This window comes from Pseudoalteromonas phenolica (genome assembly GCF_044788725.1).
Taxonomy (GTDB): domain Bacteria; phylum Pseudomonadota; class Gammaproteobacteria; order Enterobacterales; family Alteromonadaceae; genus Pseudoalteromonas; species Pseudoalteromonas phenolica_C.
Window position 1 is genome coordinate 3,660,343 of record NZ_CP173161.1, and the last position, 20,416, is coordinate 3,680,758.

A 20,416-nucleotide genomic window follows, 5' to 3' on the forward strand; every position below is an offset into this window, starting at 1 on the left:
CGGTAGAGATGAAATCACAATACGATTTATCCAACTATCCGTTATGGACGGCTTTGGTTACGCCTTTTGACGCGCAAGACCAAGTTGACTTTGACACACTCACAGTACTCGTTCGTCAGCAAGAACAAGCTGGCAATGGCATCTTGCTACTTGGCAGCACAGGTGAAGGCTTAGCGCTTACTCTGTCTGAACAACAAGCGATTGTTGAATTTGTTTGTAACTTGGCACCTAACGTACCTCTTATGGTCGCGGTCGGTGGTATCAACTTACAAGAACAATTAGCCTGGGTTGAGTTTTGCAATCAGCACCCGATTCACGCTTACCTACTTGGTTCACCGCTTTATGCTAAGCCGGGTGTAATTGGTCAGACTCAGTGGTTTGATGCATTACTTAACGCCACTGACTTACCTTGTATGCTTTACAACGTACCGGGTCGCAGTGCCGTCGAAGTGTCACCACAAGTGCTAAAAAACCTATCACATCACAACAACTTATGGGCGTTAAAAGAAGCCAGCGGCGACATCAGTAAATTTGAGCAATTCCGTGAAGCCGCGCCTGAGCTAGCCATCTATAGTGGCGACGATGGATTGATCCCCTACTTTGCTCAAGCGGGCGCAAAAGGCCTAGTCTCTGTTGCAGCCAATGCCTGGCCAGCGCAAACCGCTGAATTCGTGCGCCGCTCTTTAGCAGGTACTTATCCGAACTTATTCACCACTTGGACGCAAGCCGTAAATAGCTTGTTTAGTGTCGCTAATCCTATTCCAGTGAAAGTGCTCATGCACCAACAGGGAAAACTGGCAACACCGAATCTTCGTCCTCCTCTTACGCACCTAGAACTGCAATGTAATGCAGCGATTGAGCGTGCAAACGACACAATTTTATCTTGGAATTAAGGCAGTAAATCATGAGCTGGTTAGAACTATTAAACAATTTAGAAAACGGTAGCGTACGTGCGGCAACTCAAGACGAGCAAGGCAACTGGCACGCCAACGTAGAAGTAAAACAAGGCATTTTAGAAGCATTTAGAAACGGCACGAACGTTGAGTTCCCAGGTGGTTTTGTTGATAAAGACAACTTAGCACCACAAGGTTTCAATGCAGAACAAAACGTACGTATGGTACCGGGTGGCTCAAGTGTACGTCGCGGCGCCTATGTGGCATCTGGCACAATTATTATGCCACCAGCGTATGTAAACATCGGTGCATTCATCGATGAAGGCACTATGGTAGACAGCCATGCGCTAGTTGGCTCATGTGCACAAGTAGGTAAAAACGTGCACCTAAGTGCAGCTGTGCAACTAGGCGGTGTATTAGAGCCTGTTGGCGCAAGCCCAGTGGTTATCGAAGACGATGCATTCATCGGTGCTGGCTGTGTGATCGTTGAAGGTGTAGTTGTTAAGAAAGGGGCTGTACTTGCACCAGGTGTCCGTTTATCTGCAACCATTCCTGTTTATGACTGTGTGAACGAGCGCGTATTAGAAAAAGGCGAGCCAATTCCTGAGAATGCGATTGTTATTCCGGGTTCTCGTCCATCTTCAAGTGCATGGGGCCGCGAGCAAGGCTTAAGCATGTCATGTGCTTTAATTGTTAAATACCGCGATGAGCAAAGCGATGCGTCTTTAATCCTTGAAGAGGTATTACGCTAATGAGCTTTTTGAGCACACCGCTACGTCAGCATATCACTGCGATCAGTGAGCAGAACGACACACCGTTTTTTGTCTATGACCTAGATGCGTTATACGCGCATTTAAAACCACTGACAGAGCAATCTGTGGTGAAGTTATGGTATGCCGTTAAAGCCAACCCTCTTTCTAAGGTGATCCAAACCTTAGATAAAGCGGGCTTTGACTTTGACGTAGCAAGCAGTGGCGAACTTGACCAAGTATTGCGTCAAGGCGTTGCTGCTAACCGTGTGCTCAACACCGGACCTGCTAAATCTAAAAAGCAGATCCAACACTTTTTGTCACAAGGTGTACGCACCTTTGTGGCAGAAAGTTTGAATCAAGTAGCTTGGTTAAACCAAGCTGCGACAGAACATCAGGTGCAGTTGCGCATTCTACTGCGTGTGCAATTGCGCTGGCCCGATGGCGAAAAGAACCCACTTGGTGGTGACAGCTTAACGCCATTTGGTTTAGGGCTTGAAGAGTGGCAACAGCTGAACATTCAAGATTTCCCTGCGCTTAATTTCGTTGGCCTGCATATTTTCCAATGGGGCAATATGCTCAGCACCGAAAAACTGGCAGAGCTGTGGTCGCAAATGGTCGCGCCACTGACCAATTTAGCTGAGCAACTCGGATTTACATGCCAAATTTTAGATTTAGGTGGCGGTTTAGGTATTCCTTACACACCCGATGCTGATCGCCTCGCTTGGCCTAAATTAGTCGATGCACTGGCAAGCATTAAAGCTGCGGCTGGGGTTGAAGAACTGTGGATGGAGCTAGGCCGTTATGCGGTAGGTGAAATCGGCCATTATGTAAACCCTGTGGTTGAGCAAAAGCTGAATTATGGTGAGCACCAACTGATTGTCGCAGGTGGTATTAATCACGTATTACGCCCTGCTGTGACAAACCAAGCTTTTCCGGGTGAATTATTACGCCAATCTAGTGCACCGTCACAAGACTTCCTAGTACATGGTCCACTGTGTACCGCACTCGACAGTTTGGGTAAGCACTCACTACCTGAAGATATTAACGAGCACGACTGGGTGGTATTCAGTCAATGCGGTGCTTATGGGTATACCGAAAGTATGCCGTTCTTTTTATGTCATGAATTGCCTGCTGAATACGTGATTGAGCAAGGCCAAGTTGTCTGCGTGCGTGAGAGTCAAAACGCCGCAAGTTATTTAGTGTAGGTGCTCCCATGAATACAATTACCCAAGAACATATTCAAGTTGGCGAAATTGCCAATGGCTTACCTTTAACCATTCCTGTGTATCGTTTACAAGGCAATGGCAGCGGCCCCAAAGTATATATTCAAGCCAATATGCATGGCGCAGAAGTACAAGGTAATGCGGTTATTTACCAATTACTTGAGCAGCTAAAAACACAAACACTGGCTTCAGACATCACTTTAGTGCCTTATGCGAATCCGATCGGTTGTAATCAAAAGTCGGGCGAATTTACTTTAGGTCGTTTTGATCCGATCACCGGCACCAACTGGAACCGTATGTATCACGATCACAGCAAGTTGATCGAGTCATTTGTGAGCGAACATTTAGATGCACCAGAAGAGGAGATCAAAAGTAAATTCCGCACTCTGCTTGTTGATCAGACCCAAGCGTTTCTAGATCAACCCGCTTATCGCGTGAATACCGGCAAACGGATCGCTGTGACCTTGCAGCGTTTAGCGCATGAAGCTGACATTGTGTTAGATCTTCACACCGGCCCGATCTCGGCAAAGCATTTATACTGTCCTGAATATGCGAAAGCCAGTGCCAGCTACTTTGACATTGAACACGTGCTGTTGATCCCCAATGAATTTGATGGCGCGATGGACGAAGCGACTTTCTGTCCTTGGTGGCAATTAAGCGAAGCCTACAAAGAGCAGGGCCGCAACATTCCTGTGTGGGTTGAAGCTTTCACCGTTGAACTTGGCTCACAAGAAAAAATCGACTTAACCGAAGCCAAGCTCGATGCCGAAAGTATTTTAAGTTATCTAAATCACAAGCAAGTGTTTATCGGTGCTGAGTTTACCCCTAAGCCTATTACTCGTTACGCCTGTATGCTTGATGACTATTTGGCGTTTTACGCGCCTATGGGTGGCATGGTCGAGTACAACGCAGTATTGGGCAGTCATATTAAAGCCGGTGACACCATTGCGAAGATTTTACGCATGGAACAATACTTATCAGAAAAGCCATTGCATGAAATCACTTTAGACACAGATGCCATTACCATTTTGCATTTTGCTTCGGCCAGTGTGAACCAAGGCACAGAACTCTATAAGTTCTTCACAAACTATTTCAAGCTGTAAGGCCTAATTTTATTGCGTGAGAGTAAGCACCTTTTATTGAGTGTCGCTTACTAAGGTATGGCGGCTTTTGCCGCCAGCCTTTTTCCTGTTTTTCATTTACAACCCAATTCGTTTATTCACGCTAACTTCATGCATCTCATGTATACTCATTTTGTTAAAGGAGCATACAAAGAGGCAATCATGCGCTATCTACTCACATCTTTGAGTATTTTATTTACTTTTCCATTGACGGCTTTTTCCGCAGAAACGCCAGTGGAAGAAGATGAAATCGATCTCGTCAAACAATGTGTTATCAATGAACTGATTAATGCTGACGACAACACTCTAGTCGCAGATATTAAAGAAAAGTGCTCTAAGTTAGAGGCTGCTGAAAAATTCAGCCTACTCGATCAGCGTATGGCCCGCGAACGTGTGACGCAAAAGAACCGTAACGTTCTAACGCCCCATCACCGTAATTACATTTTGCCCGTGTCTTATATTAGTCAGCCAAATAACCGCCCATTTGATGGCATAAAAGCAATTAGTGACGAACAAGGTGAGCCTCTTGATAACTTCGAAGTCAAATACCAACTATCATTAAAGGTACCTATTTACACCGGCTTTTCAGACCCAGATCAGGCGATTTATACCGCTTTCACCCTACAATCCTATTGGCAGTTTTATAATAAGGATATATCTTCGCCCTTTCGTGAAACCAATTATGAACCAGAAGTATTTTGGATTAACTTTTTAGACGATGAAAATGTGCTGTGGGGTGATGAAATGGCTGTGGTAGTCGGCTTATCGCACCAATCAAATGGCCGCAGCCAACCAAACTCACGCTCTTGGAACAGACTGTATGCCAACTTTATTTGGGAAAACCGTGGCTTTGTTTTTAGTTTTAAACCTTGGTATCGATTGCCTGAAGACGACAAACCAGATGCTTTAGAGGCAAAAGGCGACGACAACCCAGATATATACAAGTATATGGGCTACTTTGAGTTTAGTGGCGTGTATCGTCAGGGCGATCATGAATTTGGTTTCATGATGAGAAATAACCTTAACAGCGATAATCGCGGTGCTTTACAGCTAGATTGGTCATTCCCGCTTTGGGGTAGGCTCAGAGGATATGCGCAATACTTTAATGGCTATGGCGAGAGCATGATTGATTACAATGCCGATATACAGCGTTTTGGTGTGGGTATTCTTTTAACCGATATTTTATAACTTCTACCTAATAATTAAAAAGCCAAGCGAGTAGCTTGGCTTTTTAAATCTAGCGCTTAATTTTAGCGAAGCACAACAAAGCAGCCTTCAAACTTGGCAACTAGCTTATCACCATCATACACATTCACTGGTACATAGTATTTCGCTTTACCTTCAGTTTCTAACTCAAGCAATTTGCCCGAACAATCTGCGATAGTCACGGTCGCACTTGGTGCCGTTGTGAGTGGCTTTAGGTATTTAATTTCAGCATCAGCTAATACAATGTTACCTTCAAGGTTGAGCTCTTTAAGCGCCAAATAGGTCGCGCCCCACCCTGTCAAAGTTGCCATGCTGTATACCGAGCCGGCAAACATTGAGTTATGTAAATTTAAGTTCGCTTTTAAGTCTGCTTTAGTTGAAAACTGCCAGTCTGTGTAGCTTTCAACTTTAATGCCCATCGCATCACTGATTGGAATAGACTCACGCCATGTGTTTTGCAGTACCTGCGTCCAGTCAGGGTGGCGGAACCAACCTGGCTCACAAGGCTTTTGCTTGACCATTTTCCAGTGCTGTACGTCACCGTATGCTAAGTGAGCTTTTTCTAATACGGTATAACCATGCTTTTCATAAAAAGACAGCGCTCGTTCACGGGCATATAATACCAGTTCATCAGCATTTTGCTGCCAAGCTACCTTTTCAAGGTCATGCAGTAAGCGGCTACCTAAGTGTTGACCACGGTGCTTTTCATCTACCGCCATATAACGCACTTGTGCTTGCTGCTGATTATTAAAGTGCAAACGTGCAACCGCTAATACATCTCCGTCGTTATTCTTAATATAACGATGCTCCGCTTCTTGCTCTAAATCGTCTTGCTCTGAGCCGCGAGGCTGATCCCACGGGGCGCGTAAAACTTGCCAACGTAATTGATAATAGGCTTGCCAGTCTTCGCTACTTTGTGGCGCACTTACCTGAAACATAGTTACTCCTGTTGAAATGCATCTCTGGCCGTCGATTTACTTACAAAGCAACGGCAACTTGGTGTCGTTTTTATAAACTCACCATACTAGAAAACCGCAAAATAAAACATAGTTTCGCGCTGCTTCAACAACAATCAATGTAAAACTTGGTGGACACACTGGCATTACAGAAAAGCTCAGCTATGATGATGTAATTATGGAAAAATTTTTTACAAGCTCTGACACTTTGAGCACCGACTTTGTTTTTCACTGCCACGATTTTGGACATTTAATTTATTGGCAGAAACATGGCCAGATCAGTATTCAAGTGCGCCAAGAAAAACAGTATCGATGGCTCTTAATCAACGACACTTTACAATCTGTGATTGATAGAGACGATGCCTCACGTTTGTTACTTCCACATTTACAGCAGCTTGCAGCGCTATGGCAGCCATTAGCAGCGCCTAAAACCGTATTAGAGTTAGGACTGGGTGCTGGTGCTATCCGTAACTACTTAGAATCTCAATATCCAGACGTGCATGTCACCTCAATTGAAAAAGACCCTGAAGTTATTCGCTGTTATAAGAAGTATTTCGACGGTGATGCGCTCAGTGCGTTGATCTGTGATGACGCCGAGCGATTTGTGCAAAAAAGTGCGTTATATGATTGGATTATTCTAGATTTATTTAGCCAAGAAGATGCGCCGAATTTTTTGTTCGACCATAAGTTTTATCAAAATATTCGCAATCGCTTAAATCAAGGGGGCTGGCTGTTTATTAACTTTCTCTCCAGTCATCCCTCACAGTTAGAGCAACTTCAACATCGACTGATCACCAATTTCGGCAAAAAGCCCAAAGAAGTTGCCATACCTGACTACTTGAACCACATTATCGCAGTAAGCCGCTAAACCGACAGGTTAAAGGTTACCGGCCCGTCGTTACACAAGCTCACTTGCATATCTGCGGCAAATTGCCCTGTTTGAACTTTAATACCTGCTGCTTTTGCCTGTGCCACAAAATAGTCGTATAACGCCTCGGCTTGCGCTGGCGTGCCCGCGCTCGAAAAGCTAGGACGCATGCCCTTTTTAGTATCCGCGGCCAAAGTAAACTGAGATACCACTAAAAGCTCACCCTCAATGTCTTTTAGGCTGAGATTCATTTTGCCAGCATCATCAGTGAATATACGGTAATTACTCACCTTGTGTAGTAGCTTGTCTGCTGTAGACTCATCATCAAGCTTTTCAACGCCCAATAGCAATAAAATGCCTTTGCCTATCGCACCAACGCACTCACCCGATACTTCTACTTTTGCGTGAGTAACTCTTTGAATTAATCCCTGCATAATACTCTTCAAACTTTATTTTCAATGCACTAAATATACCGAACTTAAGCGCTGTCTTAAATGGCAGTGACAGCGCTTTTTACAGCTGAGTATTAGGCGCCCTAGTGCAACCGACACAACATTAAATCAGAAGCGCGAATAATCGCATCAAAATATTCGCTTTCTCGCTGCGCGTGCCCGGCATTCTCCAACACATAAAATTGCGCTTTATGCTTTTGAGCAAAGCGTTGCACGGGTGCGTAGCGACATAATAGATCATCTCTACTATGAATAAGCCAGCATGGTAGATGGCAAAGAGACGCTTTAAATTGAGAAATGTTATTAAGCTGTTGATATTTGTCGGGCTGAAAAAAATGACACATAATTCTTGCTTGCTGCACAGCGCAATGCGCTTGCTCAATGTTGGCCAGCCTGGCTCTTGCACCTAAAGCTAACTTCGACTCCCAGGCCATCCATAACTGTGCTGCTTTGTGTTGCTCCAGCTCGTCAATGCCAGTCAAAGACTGATAATAATGCTGTAATATCTCAGCTTCACTCTTGAGGCCATGGCTGAAGTCTGAATACAACTCAGGATAGAATTGCGCGCCTGCACCATGTGGTCCATACAGCCAAGCGAGATCGGTGGTTTCAGCGAGGAAGCTTGCCCAAAGTATCAACCCTGACACCCTTTCTGGGTGAGATTGATAGAATAGCAACGCTAATGCCGCGCCCCAAGATCCCCCTGCAATCACGCTTTTTTCAATGCCTAGATGATTTAACAACACATGTATGTCATCCACCAAATGAGCTGGACTATTGTGTTGTAATGAATCTGGGGAGGAAAGGCCACAGCCCCGCTGACTAAATAAAATAATGCGGTATTTACGTGGATTAAACAGGCAGCTCATCGCAGGCACAAGACCCGCCCCCGGGCCACCATGGCACACGACCACAGGCACCCCTTGCTCACACCCATATTCTTCTACATGAATTTGTGCACCTTGCCCTACCGCAAGGTGAAAGCTATGTCGCGCCGACTTAAATTCGTAACCGAGAGACATAAGACCTCCAAGGTTATCGCCTATTCCGGCTGCTCCTGCTTAGCTTGTTCACCAGCCTGTTGTTTTTGCTTTGACGTTTGTTCAAATCGATCGCTTAGACACACAGTAAATTCAGCACCAAGCAATACAACTATCCAAGATAGATACACCCAAACAAACAGAATCGGTACCGTCGCCAATGCGCCATATATCACTTCATAAGAAGGAAAGTGACTAATGTACATAGCAAAGCCTTTCTTAGTCAGCTCAAATAACAATGCCGCAAACAGCGCCCCAGGGATCGCAGCTTGAAAAGCAACTCTCGTATTTGGAACTAAAGTATAGAGCATAATGAAGCCGGCCATGGAGATTGCGTAAGGTAAAAGCTTTAATAGAAAGCCGCTGAATCCCGGAATTCCCTGATCTGCAAACGATACCAAAGAAACAATATAGGATGTCACACCAATGCTTGCCCCAAGTAAAACTGGTCCCAGTGTTAATACCATCCAATAAATCGCAAAAGAGATCATAAATGGCCGCTTTTGTTTTACTCGCCAAATTCGATTTAGTGCAGTATCAACATTTCTTATCAATAGAAGCGCGACAGCCGCTAAAAAACTAATGCCCACAGCAGTCATCTGGTTGGCATTACCCGTAAAGGCGCTGATATGAGACTTAATAGAATCTGTAGAAGTCGGGACAAAGTTAGTGAAAATGAAGTTTTCTATGGCTACTCGGGTATCTTCAAACCCAGGAAAAGCTGAAAATATTGCTACACCGACAGCAATTAAAGGCACCAAAGACAGTAAGGTTACATAGGCCAAGTAACCTGCGTTGATGGTAATTTGATCTTCTACACAGCGCTTAAAATAGTGCTGCCACCAACTAGGCTGATCTGCTAGAAAGTCTTTCGCTTTAGATTGTATTTGCTGATAGTGCAGTTGCATAAGATAAAATAAACAGGAAACGTTTTGCACATCATAGCAATCCACCCCATAATTTACATCAAGATAGTTAATAAAATAGGTTGATTATGAAACATTTAGCTCTAGCAGCAACGTTATGCCTTGGCCTAAGCGCTTGCCAAACAGTTTACTATTCTGCAATGGAGAAAGTTGGTGTACACAAACGAGAAATCCTTGTAGATAGAGTCGAAGCGACCAAAGAGTCACAACAAAACTCACAGCAAGAATTTCAATCAGCACTAGAAAGATTAACCACACTAGTCAATTTTGATGGTGGCGAACTGCAAGCCACTTATGAGCAGTTGAATGATGATTATGAAGCCAGCTTGTCAGCTGCAAGTGATGTATCTAACAACATCGACAAGGTTGAAGACGTGGCAGAAGCCCTCTTTGAGGAATGGCAAGATGAACTAAGCCAGTATTCAAATGCAAACTTAAAACGTGACAGTGAACAAAAGTTAAAACAAACACAAAGACAGTTCTCTAAACTACTTAAATCAATGCGCCGCAGTGAAGCAAAAATGCAACCTGTTTTAAATTCACTGAAAGACAATGTGCTGTACTTGAAACATAACTTAAATGCGCAAGCTGTCGCTGCAATCAGAGGTGAATTTGACTCATTGAAAGTCGATATTCAAAACCTAATCAATGATATGAACCGTTCGATTGCCGATTCAAATGCCTTTATTGAGCAAATGAACGTCAACAAAGCTGGTTAGCCCCTCTTATTTTCATACCCCAAACGACAAAAGCCCCAGCAGATGCCGGGGCTTTTAAGCAATTATAAACTTAGTCTAAGACTAAAATTAAGCTTGCTTAGGACGCTCGATTACGTCTACTAAAGTCCAAGATTTGTTCTTAGAAATTGGCGCGCACTCACGAATAGTAACTACGTCACCTGCTTTAGCAGTGTTGCTCTCATCGTGTACTGACAGTTTAATACCCGGTTACCGGTAGTACGCTTGATGAATTTGTCATTTGACTTAAATGAGCTTTAGCCTTTTTAGGAACACACGCAAACTCTCGTTTACTTATCCTCCAAACGACAAAAGCCCCAGCAGATGCCGGGGCTTTTAAGCAATTATAAACTTAGTCTAAGACTAAAATTAAGCTTGCTTAGGACGCTCGATTACGTCTACTAAAGTCCAAGATTTATTCTTAGAAATTGGCGCGCACTCACGAATAGTAACTACGTCACCTGCTTTAGCAGTGTTGCTCTCATCGTGTACTGACAATTTAGTAGTACGCTTGATGAATTTACCGTAGATCGGGTGCTTAACCTGACGCTCGATAGCAACAACAATTGATTTGTCCATTTTATCGCTTACTACACGACCTTGAAGAGTACGGATCTTATCGCTCATTATGCACCTGCCTTCTGGTTAATAACCGTTTTAACACGCGCAATGTTGCGACGTACTTTTCTCAGTTCGTGAGTTTGAGCTAGCTGACCAGTGCTCGCTTGCATGCGCAGGTTAAACTGCTCACGAAGTAGCTCTAGAAGTTCAGCATTTAGCTCTTCTACGCTTTTGTCTTTTAATTCGCTAGCTTTCATTACATTACCGTCCGAGTTACGAAAGTTGTCTTGAATGGTAGTTTACGAGAAGCAAGGTTAAATGCTTCACGAGCAAGCTCTTCAGAAACACCTTCCATTTCGTAAAGCACTTTACCAGGCTGAATTTCAGCAACCCAGTATTCAACAGAACCTTTACCTTTACCCATACGAACTTCAAGCGGCTTGTTTGTAATTGGCTTGTCTGGGAATACACGGATCCAGATTTTACCTTGACGCTTGATGTGACGAGTCATAGCACGACGAGCTGCTTCGATTTGACGAGCAGTCATACGACCACGACCAGTTGCTTTCAAGCCGAATGAACCGAAGCTAACTTTGTTACCGTTGTTCGCAAGACCACGGTTGCGGCCTTTATGAACCTTACGGAATTTTGTACGTTTTGGCTGTAACATTAATCGCTACCTCTTACTTAGCACTTTTTTTGGCTTTCTTCGGAGCACGTTTAGCTGGCTTCTCTTGCTCTTGTTTCAGTGGAAGACCACCGATAACTTCGCCTTTGAAGATCCAAACTTTAACACCGATGATACCGTAAGTGGTTAAAGCTTCAGAAGTTGCGTAGTCGATATCAGCACGAAGAGTATGTAGAGGTACACGACCTTCACGATACCACTCAGAACGTGCGATTTCAGCACCGCCTAGACGACCGCTAACTTCAACTTTGATACCCTTAGCACCTAGACGCATTGCGTTTTGTACTGCGCGCTTCATAGCACGACGGAACATAACACGACGCTCTAACTGAGAAGAGATACCGTCAGCAACTAACTGTGCATCTAGCTCTGGCTTACGTACTTCTGCAATGTTGATTTGTGCAGGTACACCAGCAAGCTTAGTTACAGCTTGGCGAAGCTTTTCAACATCTTCACCTTTTTTACCGATAACAACACCAGGACGAGCTGTGTGAATTGTTACACGGATTGATTTAGCTGGACGCTCGATAACGATTTTAGACACAGAAGCAGACTTCAATTCCTTAGTAAGGTATTGACGTACTTTGTGATCGCCAAAAAGCTGTTCAGAGAAATCTTTAGTATTCGCGTACCAAGTAGATACCCAAGGCTTTGAGATACCTAGGCGAATACCAGTAGGATGAACTTTTTGTCCCATTACTTATATCTCCTAGCTATCCGAAACCACAACAGTGATGTGGCTTGTACGCTTAAGGATGCGGTCTGCGCGTCCTTTAGCACGTGGCATAATACGTTTCATTGTAGGACCTTCGTCTACAAATACTTTAGCCACTTTAAGCTCATCAATGTCAGCACCTTCGTTGTGCTCCGCGTTAGCGATAGCAGACTCAAGTACTTTTTTAACCAATACAGCCGCTTTCTTTGGGCTGTACGCTAGGATTTCTAGCGCGCGATCAACCGGAAGTCCACGGATTTGATCAGCCACTAGACGTGCCTTTTGCGCCGAACCAGAGGCGAATTTGTGTTTAGCTAATGCTTCCATCATACCCTCCGATTAACGCTTTTTAGCTTTCTTATCCGCAGCGTGACCGCGGTAAGTACGTGTAGGTGCAAATTCACCTAGTTTGTGACCGATCATTTCGTCTGTAACGAATACAGGTACGTGCTGACGACCATTATGGACAGCGATGGTCAATCCGATCATGTTAGGGATGATCATTGAACGACGGCTCCAAGTCTTGATAGGCTTCTTGTCACCGCTTTCCAACGCCTTCTCTACCTTCTTCAGCAAGTGTAGGTCAATAAATGGACCCTTCTTGAGAGAACGTGGCATGGCAATTCCTCAACTATTACTTAGTACGACGACGTACGATTAATTTATCAGTACGCTTGTTTTTACGTGTCTTCTTACCTTTAGTAGGTACACCCCATGGAGATACAGGATGACGACCACCAGAGGTACGACCTTCACCACCACCGTGTGGGTGGTCTACTGGGTTCATGGCAACACCACGAACTGTAGGACGGATACCACGCCAACGATTTGCACCAGCTTTACCTAGTGAACGTAGCATGTGTTCTGCGTTACCTACTTCACCTAAAGTTGCGCGACAATCCGCTTCAACTTTACGCATCTCGCCTGAACGTAGACGAAGTGTTACGTACTGACCTTCACGAGCAAGGATCTGAACGTATGCACCCGCTGAACGAGCGATTTGAGCGCCTTTACCAGGCTTAAGCTCAACGTTGTGAACAGTAGAACCTACAGGCATGTTGCGCATTGGTAATGTGTTACCAGTCTTGATTGGTGCATCAACACCAGACTGAATAGTATCACCAGCTTGTAAGCCTTTAGGTGCGATGATGTAACGACGCTCACCGTCTGCATATAATACAAGAGCGATGTTTGCGCTACGGTTTGGATCATATTCTAAACGCTCAACTTTAGCCGGAATACCGTCTTTAGTACGTTTAAAATCGATTACACGGTAGTGTTGCTTGTGACCACCACCGATGTGACGAACCGTGATACGACCGTTGTTGTTACGACCACCTGACTTAGAGTTTTTCTCTAGTAGCGGAGCGTATGGCTTACCCTTGTGTAGATCAGGGTTAACCACTTTAACGACGTGACGACGACCCGCAGAAGTTGGTTTACACTTTTGAAGTGCCATAATTCTAACTCCCCTTATTACTCGGCGCCGCCGACAAAGTCTAGCTCGCTACCTTCTTTAAGAGTAACGTAGGCTTTTTTCCAGTCTGAACGACGACCGAAACGCATGCCAGTACGCTTTGTTTTACCCTTAACGTTAAGTGTGCGAACACCAGTTACTTCTACTTCAAAAAGCTTCTCAACAGCTGCTTTAACTTCAGCTTTAGTTGCGTCTGTTGCTACTTTGAAAACGATTGTGTTGTTTTCTTCAGCAGCAATAGTGCTCTTTTCAGAGATGTGTGGAGCAAGGATTACTTTTAAAAGACGTTCTTCACGGATCATGCTAGCGCCTCCTCAAGTTGCTTAACAGCACCTGCAGTAATTAATACCTTATCGAAAGCGATTAGGCTTACTGGGTCAATGCCAGCTACGTCACGTGTATCAACCTTGTATAGGTTACGTGCAGAAAGGAATAGATTCTCATCTACTTCTTCAGTCACGATTAACACGTCTTTAAGCTCAAGCTCTTTAAGCTTACCAACAAGCTCTTTAGTCTTAGGTGCTTCTAAACCGAAGTTTTCAACAACTACTAAACGCTCTTGGCGTACAAGCTCAGATAAGATGCTTTTGATCGCACCGCGATACATCTTACGGTTAACTTTTTGGCTGTGATCTTGCGGCTTAGCTGCAAAGCTCACACCACCGCTGCGCCAGATTGGGCTGCGGATTGTACCAGCACGTGCACGGCCAGTACCTTTTTGGCTGAATGGTTTCTTACCACCACCACGCACTTCAGAACGTGTCTTCTGAGCACGAGTACCTTGACGAGCACCTGCTGCGTATGCAACAACTACTTGGTGTACTAATGCTTCGTTAAACTCACGTCCAAAAGTAGCTTCGGAAACTTCAAGCGCGCCAGCGCCTTTAATTGCTAATTCCATCACTAAATCTCCAGGACTTATGCTTTAACAGCTGGTTTAACGATAACGTCACCGCCGATAGCGCCAGGTACTGCACCTTTAACTAAAAGCAGGTTACGCTCAGCGTCAACACGAACTAGTTCAAGATTCTGAGTCGTAGTACGCTCAGCACCCATATGACCGGCCATTTTCTTACCTTTAAACACCTTACCAGGTGATTGGTTTTGACCGATTGAACCAGGAGCACGGTGAGACAAAGAGTTACCGTGTGTAGCGTCTTGCATGCTGAAGTTCCAGCGCTTAACACCACCTTGGAAACCTTTACCTTTTGAAGTACCAGTTACGTCTACTTTGTTTACTTCGTTGAATAATTCAACAGTAAGCTCAGCACCTACTTCAAAATCGCCTTCACCACCATTTAGGCGGAATTCCCACAGGCCACGACCCGCTTCAACACCAGCTTTAGCGAAGTGACCCGCTTCTGGTTTGTTTACACGGCTTGCTTTTTTCTCGCCTGCAGTAACTTGAAGCGCGTTATAACCGTCTGTAGCGTCAGATTTGATCTGCGTTACACGGTTAGGCGTCGCTTCGATAACTGTCACAGGGATAGATACACCATCTTCAGTGAAGATACGTGTCATACCCACTTTACGACCGACTAGACCTAATGCCATTTTCCTAAAACCTCTCTAATCTTCCGATTAACCCAGGCTGATTTGAACATCAACACCAGCAGCAAGGTCTAGGCGCATTAGAGCGTCTACAGTCTTGTCTGTTGGTTCTACGATGTCGATCAGACGTTTGTGGGTGCGGATTTCATACTGATCACGCGCATCTTTATTTACGTGCGGAGAGATCAATACAGTAAAACGTTCAAAGCGCGTAGGTAGTGGGATTGGACCACGTACTTGAGCACCAGTGCGTTTCGCAGTTTCCACGATTTCCGCCGTTGATTGGTCAATCAAACGGTGGTCAAAAGCTTTTAGGCGAATACGAATGCGTTGATTTGACATTCTTAAACCTCAAATAAAAAGAGCATTTAAAAAGAGCATAAAAAAACCTCCGAAACCATCTTAAAATAATAAGAGGTCGGGTGTTCTTCTATTTCTACCATTGAACTCCAAATCGGAGTTCCTGTTTAATGACTTGAAATCCAAGTCCTATAGCTAACTTTCAAACTCATAATGAGTAGAAAGTTTGCGTATTATATAGAGACTGGTGATAAATGCAACAGTTTATCTTAATAAATCTCTTATCCAGCGTTGCAGCGAATTAGTCGAGTTCTTTTTGAAAACATCTACACTTAATAGAAGCTTCTGAGATTGATGCTTTTTTGTAAATGGTCAGTCCAGTATTTCCTTGGTATTCTATAGCAAATTTTTTAGCTGGTTATGATATGAATATTTTGACTCGCAGCGCGAACGTAATTGCAGCTGCCGTAAACCGTATTTTGGTTAGGACAAAACTGCTGCCGGAATCCCCTGTCGCACAATTTGAACTCGATCCATCTGTGCCTACGTTTTACGTAACGCGTCTAAATTCAAAAGCAGATTTAGCTGCATTGGCAGCAGTATGTAAGCAGCTTGGTTTGCCAGACCCAAGAGAGCAACAAACACTCTCAGGAAAACAGATCGACCGTTTTATCCCACTTGCTAACCCAACCCCGCTGTTTGGTGATAAAGCAAAACCCAGTGACGCACTGGAAATTGGCAAGCAAATCTTCGATGCATTCAGCCTCTCTCCGGAACAACGTGCTCAAGTTGTACCTGTTACCATTCTCTGGGGCAGAAACCCAGGAAAAGAAAAACCAGGTATCGGCACACTATTTTCTCATTCAATGACTCCGAGCTGGTTAAGAAAGTTTTTTGTTTTGCTGTTTTCGGGTAGAGATAACCTTGTTCGCTTTAGCCAGCCCATTGAACTCAATCAGTTGATGACGGATAAAGCGGACGTTGACGAACTTCCACACAAATTACTTCGCGTGGCACGCGTACACTTCAAACGCCAAAAGCTAGCAGCTACAGGACCCAAGTTACCATCAAGAGAAGCACTCTTCTCTGGCTTGCTTGCATCGCCAAGCATTAAGAAGGCGATTGCAGACGAAGCAAAAGCGAAAGGATTAAGCCATCAAGAAGCCAAGTTAGAAGCAAAAGAATTGCTTGAGGAAATTGCAGCCAACTACTCTGATGCCATGATCCGAGTCGGTGACCGTATATTAACTTGGTTGTGGAACAAGCTTTATAATGGCATTGAAGTGAAATACGCAGAGCGTGTCCATGAGTTAACAAATAAGGGCCACGAAATTATATATGTGCCTTGCCACCGCAGCCATATGGACTACCTGTTACTGACTTATGTTATCTATCACCAAGGGTTAGTCCCTCCACATATCGCAGCTGGTGTAAATTTGAATTTCTTCCCTGCTGGGGGGATCTTCCGCCGCTCTGGTGCTTTCTTTATTCGCCGCTCATTTGCCGGAAATAAACTTTACTCTGCCATTTTCAAAGAGTACCTAAGCCAACTCTTTATGAAAGGTTATTCAGTTAAGTTTTATACTGAAGGTGGCCGCAGTAGAACTGGCCGTCTATTACCACCTAAAACAGGTATGTTAGCGATGACCATGCAAGCTATGTTACGTGGTATTGAGCGACCAATCTCTATTGTGCCCGTTTATATCGGCTATGAGCATGTGATGGAGATCAATACGTATCTGAAAGAGCTCGCGGGTAATGACAAAAAGAATGAATCTATCTTCGCAGTTTTTAAAGCCATAAAAAATCTCAAAAACTATGGTCGCGGTTATCTTAACTTCGGTGAGCCAATTGCTCTTCAACAATATCTAAATGAGCACCAACCAGATTGGCGTGCGCATATTGGCGATGATAGTGCGAAGCCGCAATGGCTTAATACCCAAGTTGCAAATGTGGCGCAAGATATTATGACCAATATAAACAGCGCCGCTGCACTGAATGCAGTTAACTTACTCGCCACAATTTTACTGAGTCGCGATCAATTTGCTTTAAGTAAACCAAAGTTACTAAAGCAGCTTGATTTTTATTTAGCACTACAGCAGCAAGCAAAATATAACGATCAAGTGACACTTCCATCAGACGATGCGCAATCACTACTCGAGCATGCGTTAAAGTTGAATAAGTTTGATGTATTAACTGATGAGATGGGCGAAATCATCTCTATTAAAGAGAAAGAGCGCACACTGTTTAATTACTATAGAAATAACATTATTCATCTTTTTGCTGTACCGAGCATACTTGCACAGCTAATTTATCAAAAAACAGAAGTCTCTATTAAGTCTGCAAATAAGACCGTGAATTCATTGTATCCACTGTTTGCTAAAGAATGGTTTTTAACAACACTGTCTGAGGACTATATTGCGAATATCATAAACAGCTTTGAACAACAGAAGCTGATCAGCACAGATAATGGCATCATCAAGATCACTGCCGACAAGCAAGCACAAGCTCAATTAGAAATGCTTGGAAACGTAATGCATCTAACCCTTGAACGTTATGCAATCACGACGACGCAGATCATCAATTCAGATGCGATTAAGCGCCAGCAGCTTGAATCAGATTGCGAAGTGTTAGCCAAACGCTTAGGTACTTTGCATGGCATAAAAAGCCCAGAGTTCTTTGATAAGAAGGTGCTTACCAATCTGATATCTGGGTTAAAGGAGCAAAACTATATCAGTATTTGTGAGCAGAACACTATCCATTCCCAAGAAGCCATAGCTGATTTACAATCGCAACTTACTGAATTGTTGCCAGCGAGTATTTGGCAATCCATACATGAACACAGTGGTTGATACAAAGACTCTAAAGCCGCATTTAAATGCGGCTTTTCTTTCACTCATATCTCGACCAATTTAATAGAATATAACCTACCTTTCATCCCATTCTGAGCATCTATATGCTTTAAGAAGTAACACTTTCTGGCCGAATAAGTAATTTAGTCAAACTAGCGGTTTATAGCAGTCCTCATTAATACTCCATCATTGGGAGAGACAAAAACTGACGCTATCTGCGTTAATCACTTGCTGCTCAGAACAATTTATACCAATCCTCAATAATACTTAATCATTTTGAGGGATTAAAGCTGCCGCTAACCGCGTTAAAAATTTCTCATTTAGAATAACTAAATAGCAAAATTTTCGCCTCGTTATCGACAAGCTTTCCTTGCCTCAAAATAGAACACTTAATTAAGAGGATTGGTATTAATTGCTAAATTTTCGCCTTTAATAACGAGCGCTCTTCGCATCAAACTAGGCCTCTTAATGAAGAGGATTGTTATTAGTATCAGCAGGCAAATTGTAAATAGATCAGATTCAATTAGTAGAAATCTGAAGGTATTAAAAGTGAAGATGTTAGCTTAGGGAGGATTTCGGTGCTTCGACTGAAACCGAGATTGGAATAGGTGTACTTCTAAAACAAAAAGGCCGAGCTATTGCTCGGCCTTTTCATGTCTTATAAAGACTTACTCTGCAGACTGTGCGTCTTCTTGAGTTTCTTCCGCAACTGGGCGGTCTAGAAGCTCAATGTAAGCCATTGGTGCGTTATCACCAGCACGGAAACCACACTTAAGAATACGAGTGTAGCCACCAGGACGCTCTGAGAAACGAGGACCTAGTTCGCTGAATAACTTACCAACAACTTCTTTATCACGCGTGCGAGCAAACGCTAAACGACGGTTTGCTACGCTGTCAGTCTTAGCCAGTGTGATTAAAGGTTCAATTACACGGCGCAACTCTTTCGCTTTAGGCAAAGTAGTTTTGATGATTTCGTGCTTCACCAAAGAACCAGCCATGTTGCTGAACATCGCTTTGCGATGGCTGCTGTTACGGTTTAATTGACGACCACTCTTACGATGGCGCATGACCCTATCCTTCTAACTAAACTAATATAGTAATCTGATTAATCAGCTAAACTTGCAGGTGGCCAGTTTTCTAAGCGCATGCCTAGAGAAAGACCACGTGAAGCTAGCACGTCTTTGATCTCTGTTAGAGACTTCTTACCAAGGTTAGGCGTCTTAAGAAGCTCAACCTCAGTACGCTGTACCAGATCACCGATATATTGAATTTGCTCGGCTTTCAGACAGTTCGCTGAACGTACAGTTAGCTCTAAGTCATCAACAGGACGAAGTAGAATCGGATCAAACTCCGGCTTCTCTTCTTTCGCTTCTGGCTCAGAAACATCACGTAAATCTACGAATGCTTCAAGCTGTTCAGCTAGGATAGTCGACGCACGACGGATCGCTTCTTCAGGATCTAGTGTGCCGTTCGTTTCCATATCGATGATTAGTTTATCTAAATCTGTACGCTGTTCAACACGTGCTGACTCAACCGAGTACGCAATACGCTCAACTGGGCTGAATGATGCATCAAGCAGCAAACGACCAATTGGACGCTCATCGTCATCAGAGGATAAACGACTTGACGCCGGTACATAACCACGACCACGCTCAACACGAATACGCATGCTGATCTCGCTATTGTCTGCCGTTAGGTGACAAATCACGTGCTCAGGATTAGCAATTGTTACATCGCCATCGTGCTGAATATCTGCCGCAGTCACAGGGCCTACACCAGATTTAGTCAGGGTAAGGAAAACTTCATCTTTACCTTCTAGAGATACTGCTAAGCCTTTAAGGTTTAACAAAATTTCAATGATGTCTTCTTGAACGCCTTCTTTCGCGCTGTACTCGTGTAATACACCGTCAATTTCAACTTCAGTCACTGCACAACCTGGCATAGATGACAGAAGAATACGACGTAAAGCATTACCCAAAGTGTGACCAAAACCACGCTCAAGTGGTTCTAAAACAACTTTAGAACGTGATGGGTTGATAGCGTCGATATCGACTAACCTTGGCTTTAGGAATTCGGTTACAGAACCCTGCATTTTATC

At 43.9% G+C, this 20,416-nt stretch carries 26 protein-coding genes; 8 read left to right on the top strand and 18 right to left on the bottom strand.

What is annotated here, in order from left to right; all coding sequences use genetic code 11:
• The first annotated feature begins 8 nt into the window (after nt 1–8).
• The 5 genes from dapA to ACH784_RS16575 all read left to right on the top strand — a co-directional run bounded on the left by dapA (nt 9) and on the right by ACH784_RS16575 (nt 5,177).
• Nucleotides 9–893, top strand: a complete 885-nt coding sequence (gene dapA, locus ACH784_RS16555) for a 4-hydroxy-tetrahydrodipicolinate synthase (RefSeq protein ID WP_404392057.1) — start codon at nt 9–11, stop codon at nt 891–893.
• Between the two features lie 11 nt (nt 894–904).
• Entirely contained in the window at nt 905–1,645 is a 741-nt protein-coding gene (locus ACH784_RS16560; RefSeq protein WP_138477796.1) for a 2,3,4,5-tetrahydropyridine-2,6-dicarboxylate N-succinyltransferase, read from the top strand.
• The gene (locus ACH784_RS16565) at nt 1,645–2,850 is read left to right on the top strand and encodes a PLP-dependent decarboxylase (RefSeq protein ID WP_404392059.1); all 1,206 of its coding nucleotides are present in this window, start codon (nt 1,645–1,647) and stop codon (nt 2,848–2,850) included. Before ACH784_RS16560 ends, ACH784_RS16565 begins: the two co-directional genes overlap by 1 nt.
• Nucleotides 2,851–2,858: 8 nt before the next feature.
• The gene (locus tag ACH784_RS16570; RefSeq protein ID WP_404392061.1) at nt 2,859–3,971 is read left to right on the top strand and encodes a succinylglutamate desuccinylase/aspartoacylase family protein; all 1,113 of its coding nucleotides are present in this window, start codon (nt 2,859–2,861) and stop codon (nt 3,969–3,971) included.
• Nucleotides 3,972–4,151: 180 nt separating this feature from the next.
• Nucleotides 4,152–5,177 carry a phospholipase A gene (locus ACH784_RS16575; RefSeq protein WP_404392063.1) on the top strand — a complete coding sequence of 342 codons (1,026 nt, stop codon included), beginning with the start codon at nt 4,152–4,154 and terminating at the stop codon, nt 5,175–5,177.
• A gap of 62 nt (nt 5,178–5,239) precedes the next feature.
• On the opposite strand, the gene ACH784_RS16580 is transcribed toward ACH784_RS16575, so the two are convergent.
• The gene (locus ACH784_RS16580; protein ID WP_404392065.1) at nt 5,240–6,133 is read right to left on the bottom strand and encodes a YiiD C-terminal domain-containing protein; all 894 of its coding nucleotides are present in this window, start codon (nt 6,131–6,133) and stop codon (nt 5,240–5,242) included.
• A 196-nt stretch (nt 6,134–6,329) separates the two neighbouring features.
• On the opposite strand from ACH784_RS16580, the gene ACH784_RS16585 reads away from it, so the two are divergent.
• The gene (locus ACH784_RS16585) at nt 6,330–7,019 is read left to right on the top strand and encodes a spermidine synthase (protein WP_404392067.1); all 690 of its coding nucleotides are present in this window, start codon (nt 6,330–6,332) and stop codon (nt 7,017–7,019) included.
• Here ACH784_RS16585 and dtd read toward each other — a convergent pair.
• The 3 genes from dtd to ACH784_RS16600 form a co-directional block, all read right to left on the bottom strand.
• Entirely contained in the window at nt 7,016–7,453 is a 438-nt protein-coding gene (gene dtd / locus ACH784_RS16590; protein WP_404392069.1) for a D-aminoacyl-tRNA deacylase, read from the bottom strand. The genes ACH784_RS16585 and dtd overlap by 4 nt on opposite strands.
• Before the next feature lie 101 nt (nt 7,454–7,554).
• Nucleotides 7,555–8,493 (bottom strand): alpha/beta fold hydrolase, encoded by a 939-nt coding sequence (locus ACH784_RS16595; protein ID WP_404392071.1) that lies wholly within the window; start codon nt 8,491–8,493, stop codon nt 7,555–7,557.
• A 20-nt stretch (nt 8,494–8,513) separates the two neighbouring features.
• On the bottom strand, nt 8,514–9,419 hold the full coding sequence (locus ACH784_RS16600; RefSeq protein ID WP_404395301.1) for a virulence factor BrkB family protein: 906 nt from the start codon (nt 9,417–9,419) through the stop codon (nt 8,514–8,516).
• 86 nt (nt 9,420–9,505) lie between these two features.
• Here ACH784_RS16600 and ACH784_RS16605 point away from each other — a divergent pair, with 86 nt between their 5' ends.
• On the top strand, nt 9,506–10,156 hold the full coding sequence (locus tag ACH784_RS16605) for a DUF2959 domain-containing protein (protein ID WP_404392073.1): 651 nt from the start codon (nt 9,506–9,508) through the stop codon (nt 10,154–10,156).
• Nucleotides 10,157–10,243: 87 nt separating this feature from the next.
• On the opposite strand, the gene ACH784_RS16610 is transcribed toward ACH784_RS16605, so the two are convergent.
• The 12 genes from ACH784_RS16610 to rpsJ form a co-directional block, all read right to left on the bottom strand.
• Nucleotides 10,244–10,378, bottom strand: a complete 135-nt coding sequence (locus ACH784_RS16610) for an uS17 family ribosomal protein (RefSeq protein ID WP_404395302.1) — start codon at nt 10,376–10,378, stop codon at nt 10,244–10,246.
• Nucleotides 10,379–10,543: 165 nt separating this feature from the next.
• A complete protein-coding gene (rpsQ, locus tag ACH784_RS16615) occupies nt 10,544–10,801 on the bottom strand; it encodes a 30S ribosomal protein S17 (RefSeq protein WP_404392075.1) in 258 nt (85 codons plus the stop codon).
• Complete coding sequence (rpmC, locus tag ACH784_RS16620; protein WP_058031280.1) at nt 10,801–10,992, bottom strand: 50S ribosomal protein L29; 192 nt, start codon at nt 10,990–10,992, stop codon at nt 10,801–10,803. Before rpmC ends, rpsQ begins: the two co-directional genes overlap by 1 nt.
• Nucleotides 10,992–11,405, bottom strand: coding sequence for a 50S ribosomal protein L16 (gene rplP, locus ACH784_RS16625; protein WP_058031281.1), 414 nt, complete (start codon nt 11,403–11,405; stop codon nt 10,992–10,994). The genes rpmC and rplP overlap by 1 nt, the downstream gene beginning before the upstream one ends.
• Nucleotides 11,406–11,418: 13 nt before the next feature.
• Nucleotides 11,419–12,120, bottom strand: coding sequence for a 30S ribosomal protein S3 (gene rpsC / locus ACH784_RS16630; RefSeq protein ID WP_058031282.1), 702 nt, complete (start codon nt 12,118–12,120; stop codon nt 11,419–11,421).
• A gap of 12 nt (nt 12,121–12,132) precedes the next feature.
• Nucleotides 12,133–12,465, bottom strand: a complete 333-nt coding sequence (gene rplV / locus ACH784_RS16635; RefSeq protein ID WP_010376375.1) for a 50S ribosomal protein L22 — start codon at nt 12,463–12,465, stop codon at nt 12,133–12,135.
• A gap of 12 nt (nt 12,466–12,477) precedes the next feature.
• On the bottom strand, nt 12,478–12,756 hold the full coding sequence (gene rpsS / locus ACH784_RS16640) for a 30S ribosomal protein S19 (RefSeq protein ID WP_010367084.1): 279 nt from the start codon (nt 12,754–12,756) through the stop codon (nt 12,478–12,480).
• 16 nt (nt 12,757–12,772) lie between these two features.
• A complete protein-coding gene (rplB, locus tag ACH784_RS16645; protein ID WP_404392080.1) occupies nt 12,773–13,597 on the bottom strand; it encodes a 50S ribosomal protein L2 in 825 nt (274 codons plus the stop codon).
• A 17-nt stretch (nt 13,598–13,614) separates the two neighbouring features.
• On the bottom strand, nt 13,615–13,917 hold the full coding sequence (rplW, locus tag ACH784_RS16650; RefSeq protein WP_058031285.1) for a 50S ribosomal protein L23: 303 nt from the start codon (nt 13,915–13,917) through the stop codon (nt 13,615–13,617).
• Complete coding sequence (gene rplD, locus ACH784_RS16655) at nt 13,914–14,516, bottom strand: 50S ribosomal protein L4 (protein ID WP_058031286.1); 603 nt, start codon at nt 14,514–14,516, stop codon at nt 13,914–13,916. Before rplD ends, rplW begins: the two co-directional genes overlap by 4 nt.
• A 17-nt stretch (nt 14,517–14,533) precedes the next feature.
• A complete protein-coding gene (gene rplC, locus ACH784_RS16660) occupies nt 14,534–15,169 on the bottom strand; it encodes a 50S ribosomal protein L3 (RefSeq protein WP_404392083.1) in 636 nt (211 codons plus the stop codon).
• Between the two features lie 27 nt (nt 15,170–15,196).
• The gene (gene rpsJ, locus ACH784_RS16665; RefSeq protein ID WP_005495349.1) at nt 15,197–15,508 is read right to left on the bottom strand and encodes a 30S ribosomal protein S10; all 312 of its coding nucleotides are present in this window, start codon (nt 15,506–15,508) and stop codon (nt 15,197–15,199) included.
• Between the two features lie 383 nt (nt 15,509–15,891).
• Between rpsJ and plsB the strand changes: the two genes are divergently transcribed.
• On the top strand, nt 15,892–18,318 hold the full coding sequence (gene plsB, locus ACH784_RS16670; protein WP_404392085.1) for a glycerol-3-phosphate 1-O-acyltransferase PlsB: 2,427 nt from the start codon (nt 15,892–15,894) through the stop codon (nt 18,316–18,318).
• A gap of 668 nt (nt 18,319–18,986) precedes the next feature.
• On the opposite strand, the gene rplQ is transcribed toward plsB, so the two are convergent.
• Nucleotides 18,987–19,385: a 50S ribosomal protein L17 gene (gene rplQ, locus ACH784_RS16675; protein WP_058031289.1), complete on the bottom strand. Its 399-nt coding sequence runs from the start codon at nt 19,383–19,385 to the stop codon at nt 18,987–18,989.
• Between the two features lie 38 nt (nt 19,386–19,423).
• Nucleotides 19,424–20,410: a DNA-directed RNA polymerase subunit alpha gene (locus ACH784_RS16680; protein WP_404392087.1), complete on the bottom strand. Its 987-nt coding sequence runs from the start codon at nt 20,408–20,410 to the stop codon at nt 19,424–19,426.
• Between the last annotated feature and the right edge of the window lie 6 nt (nt 20,411–20,416).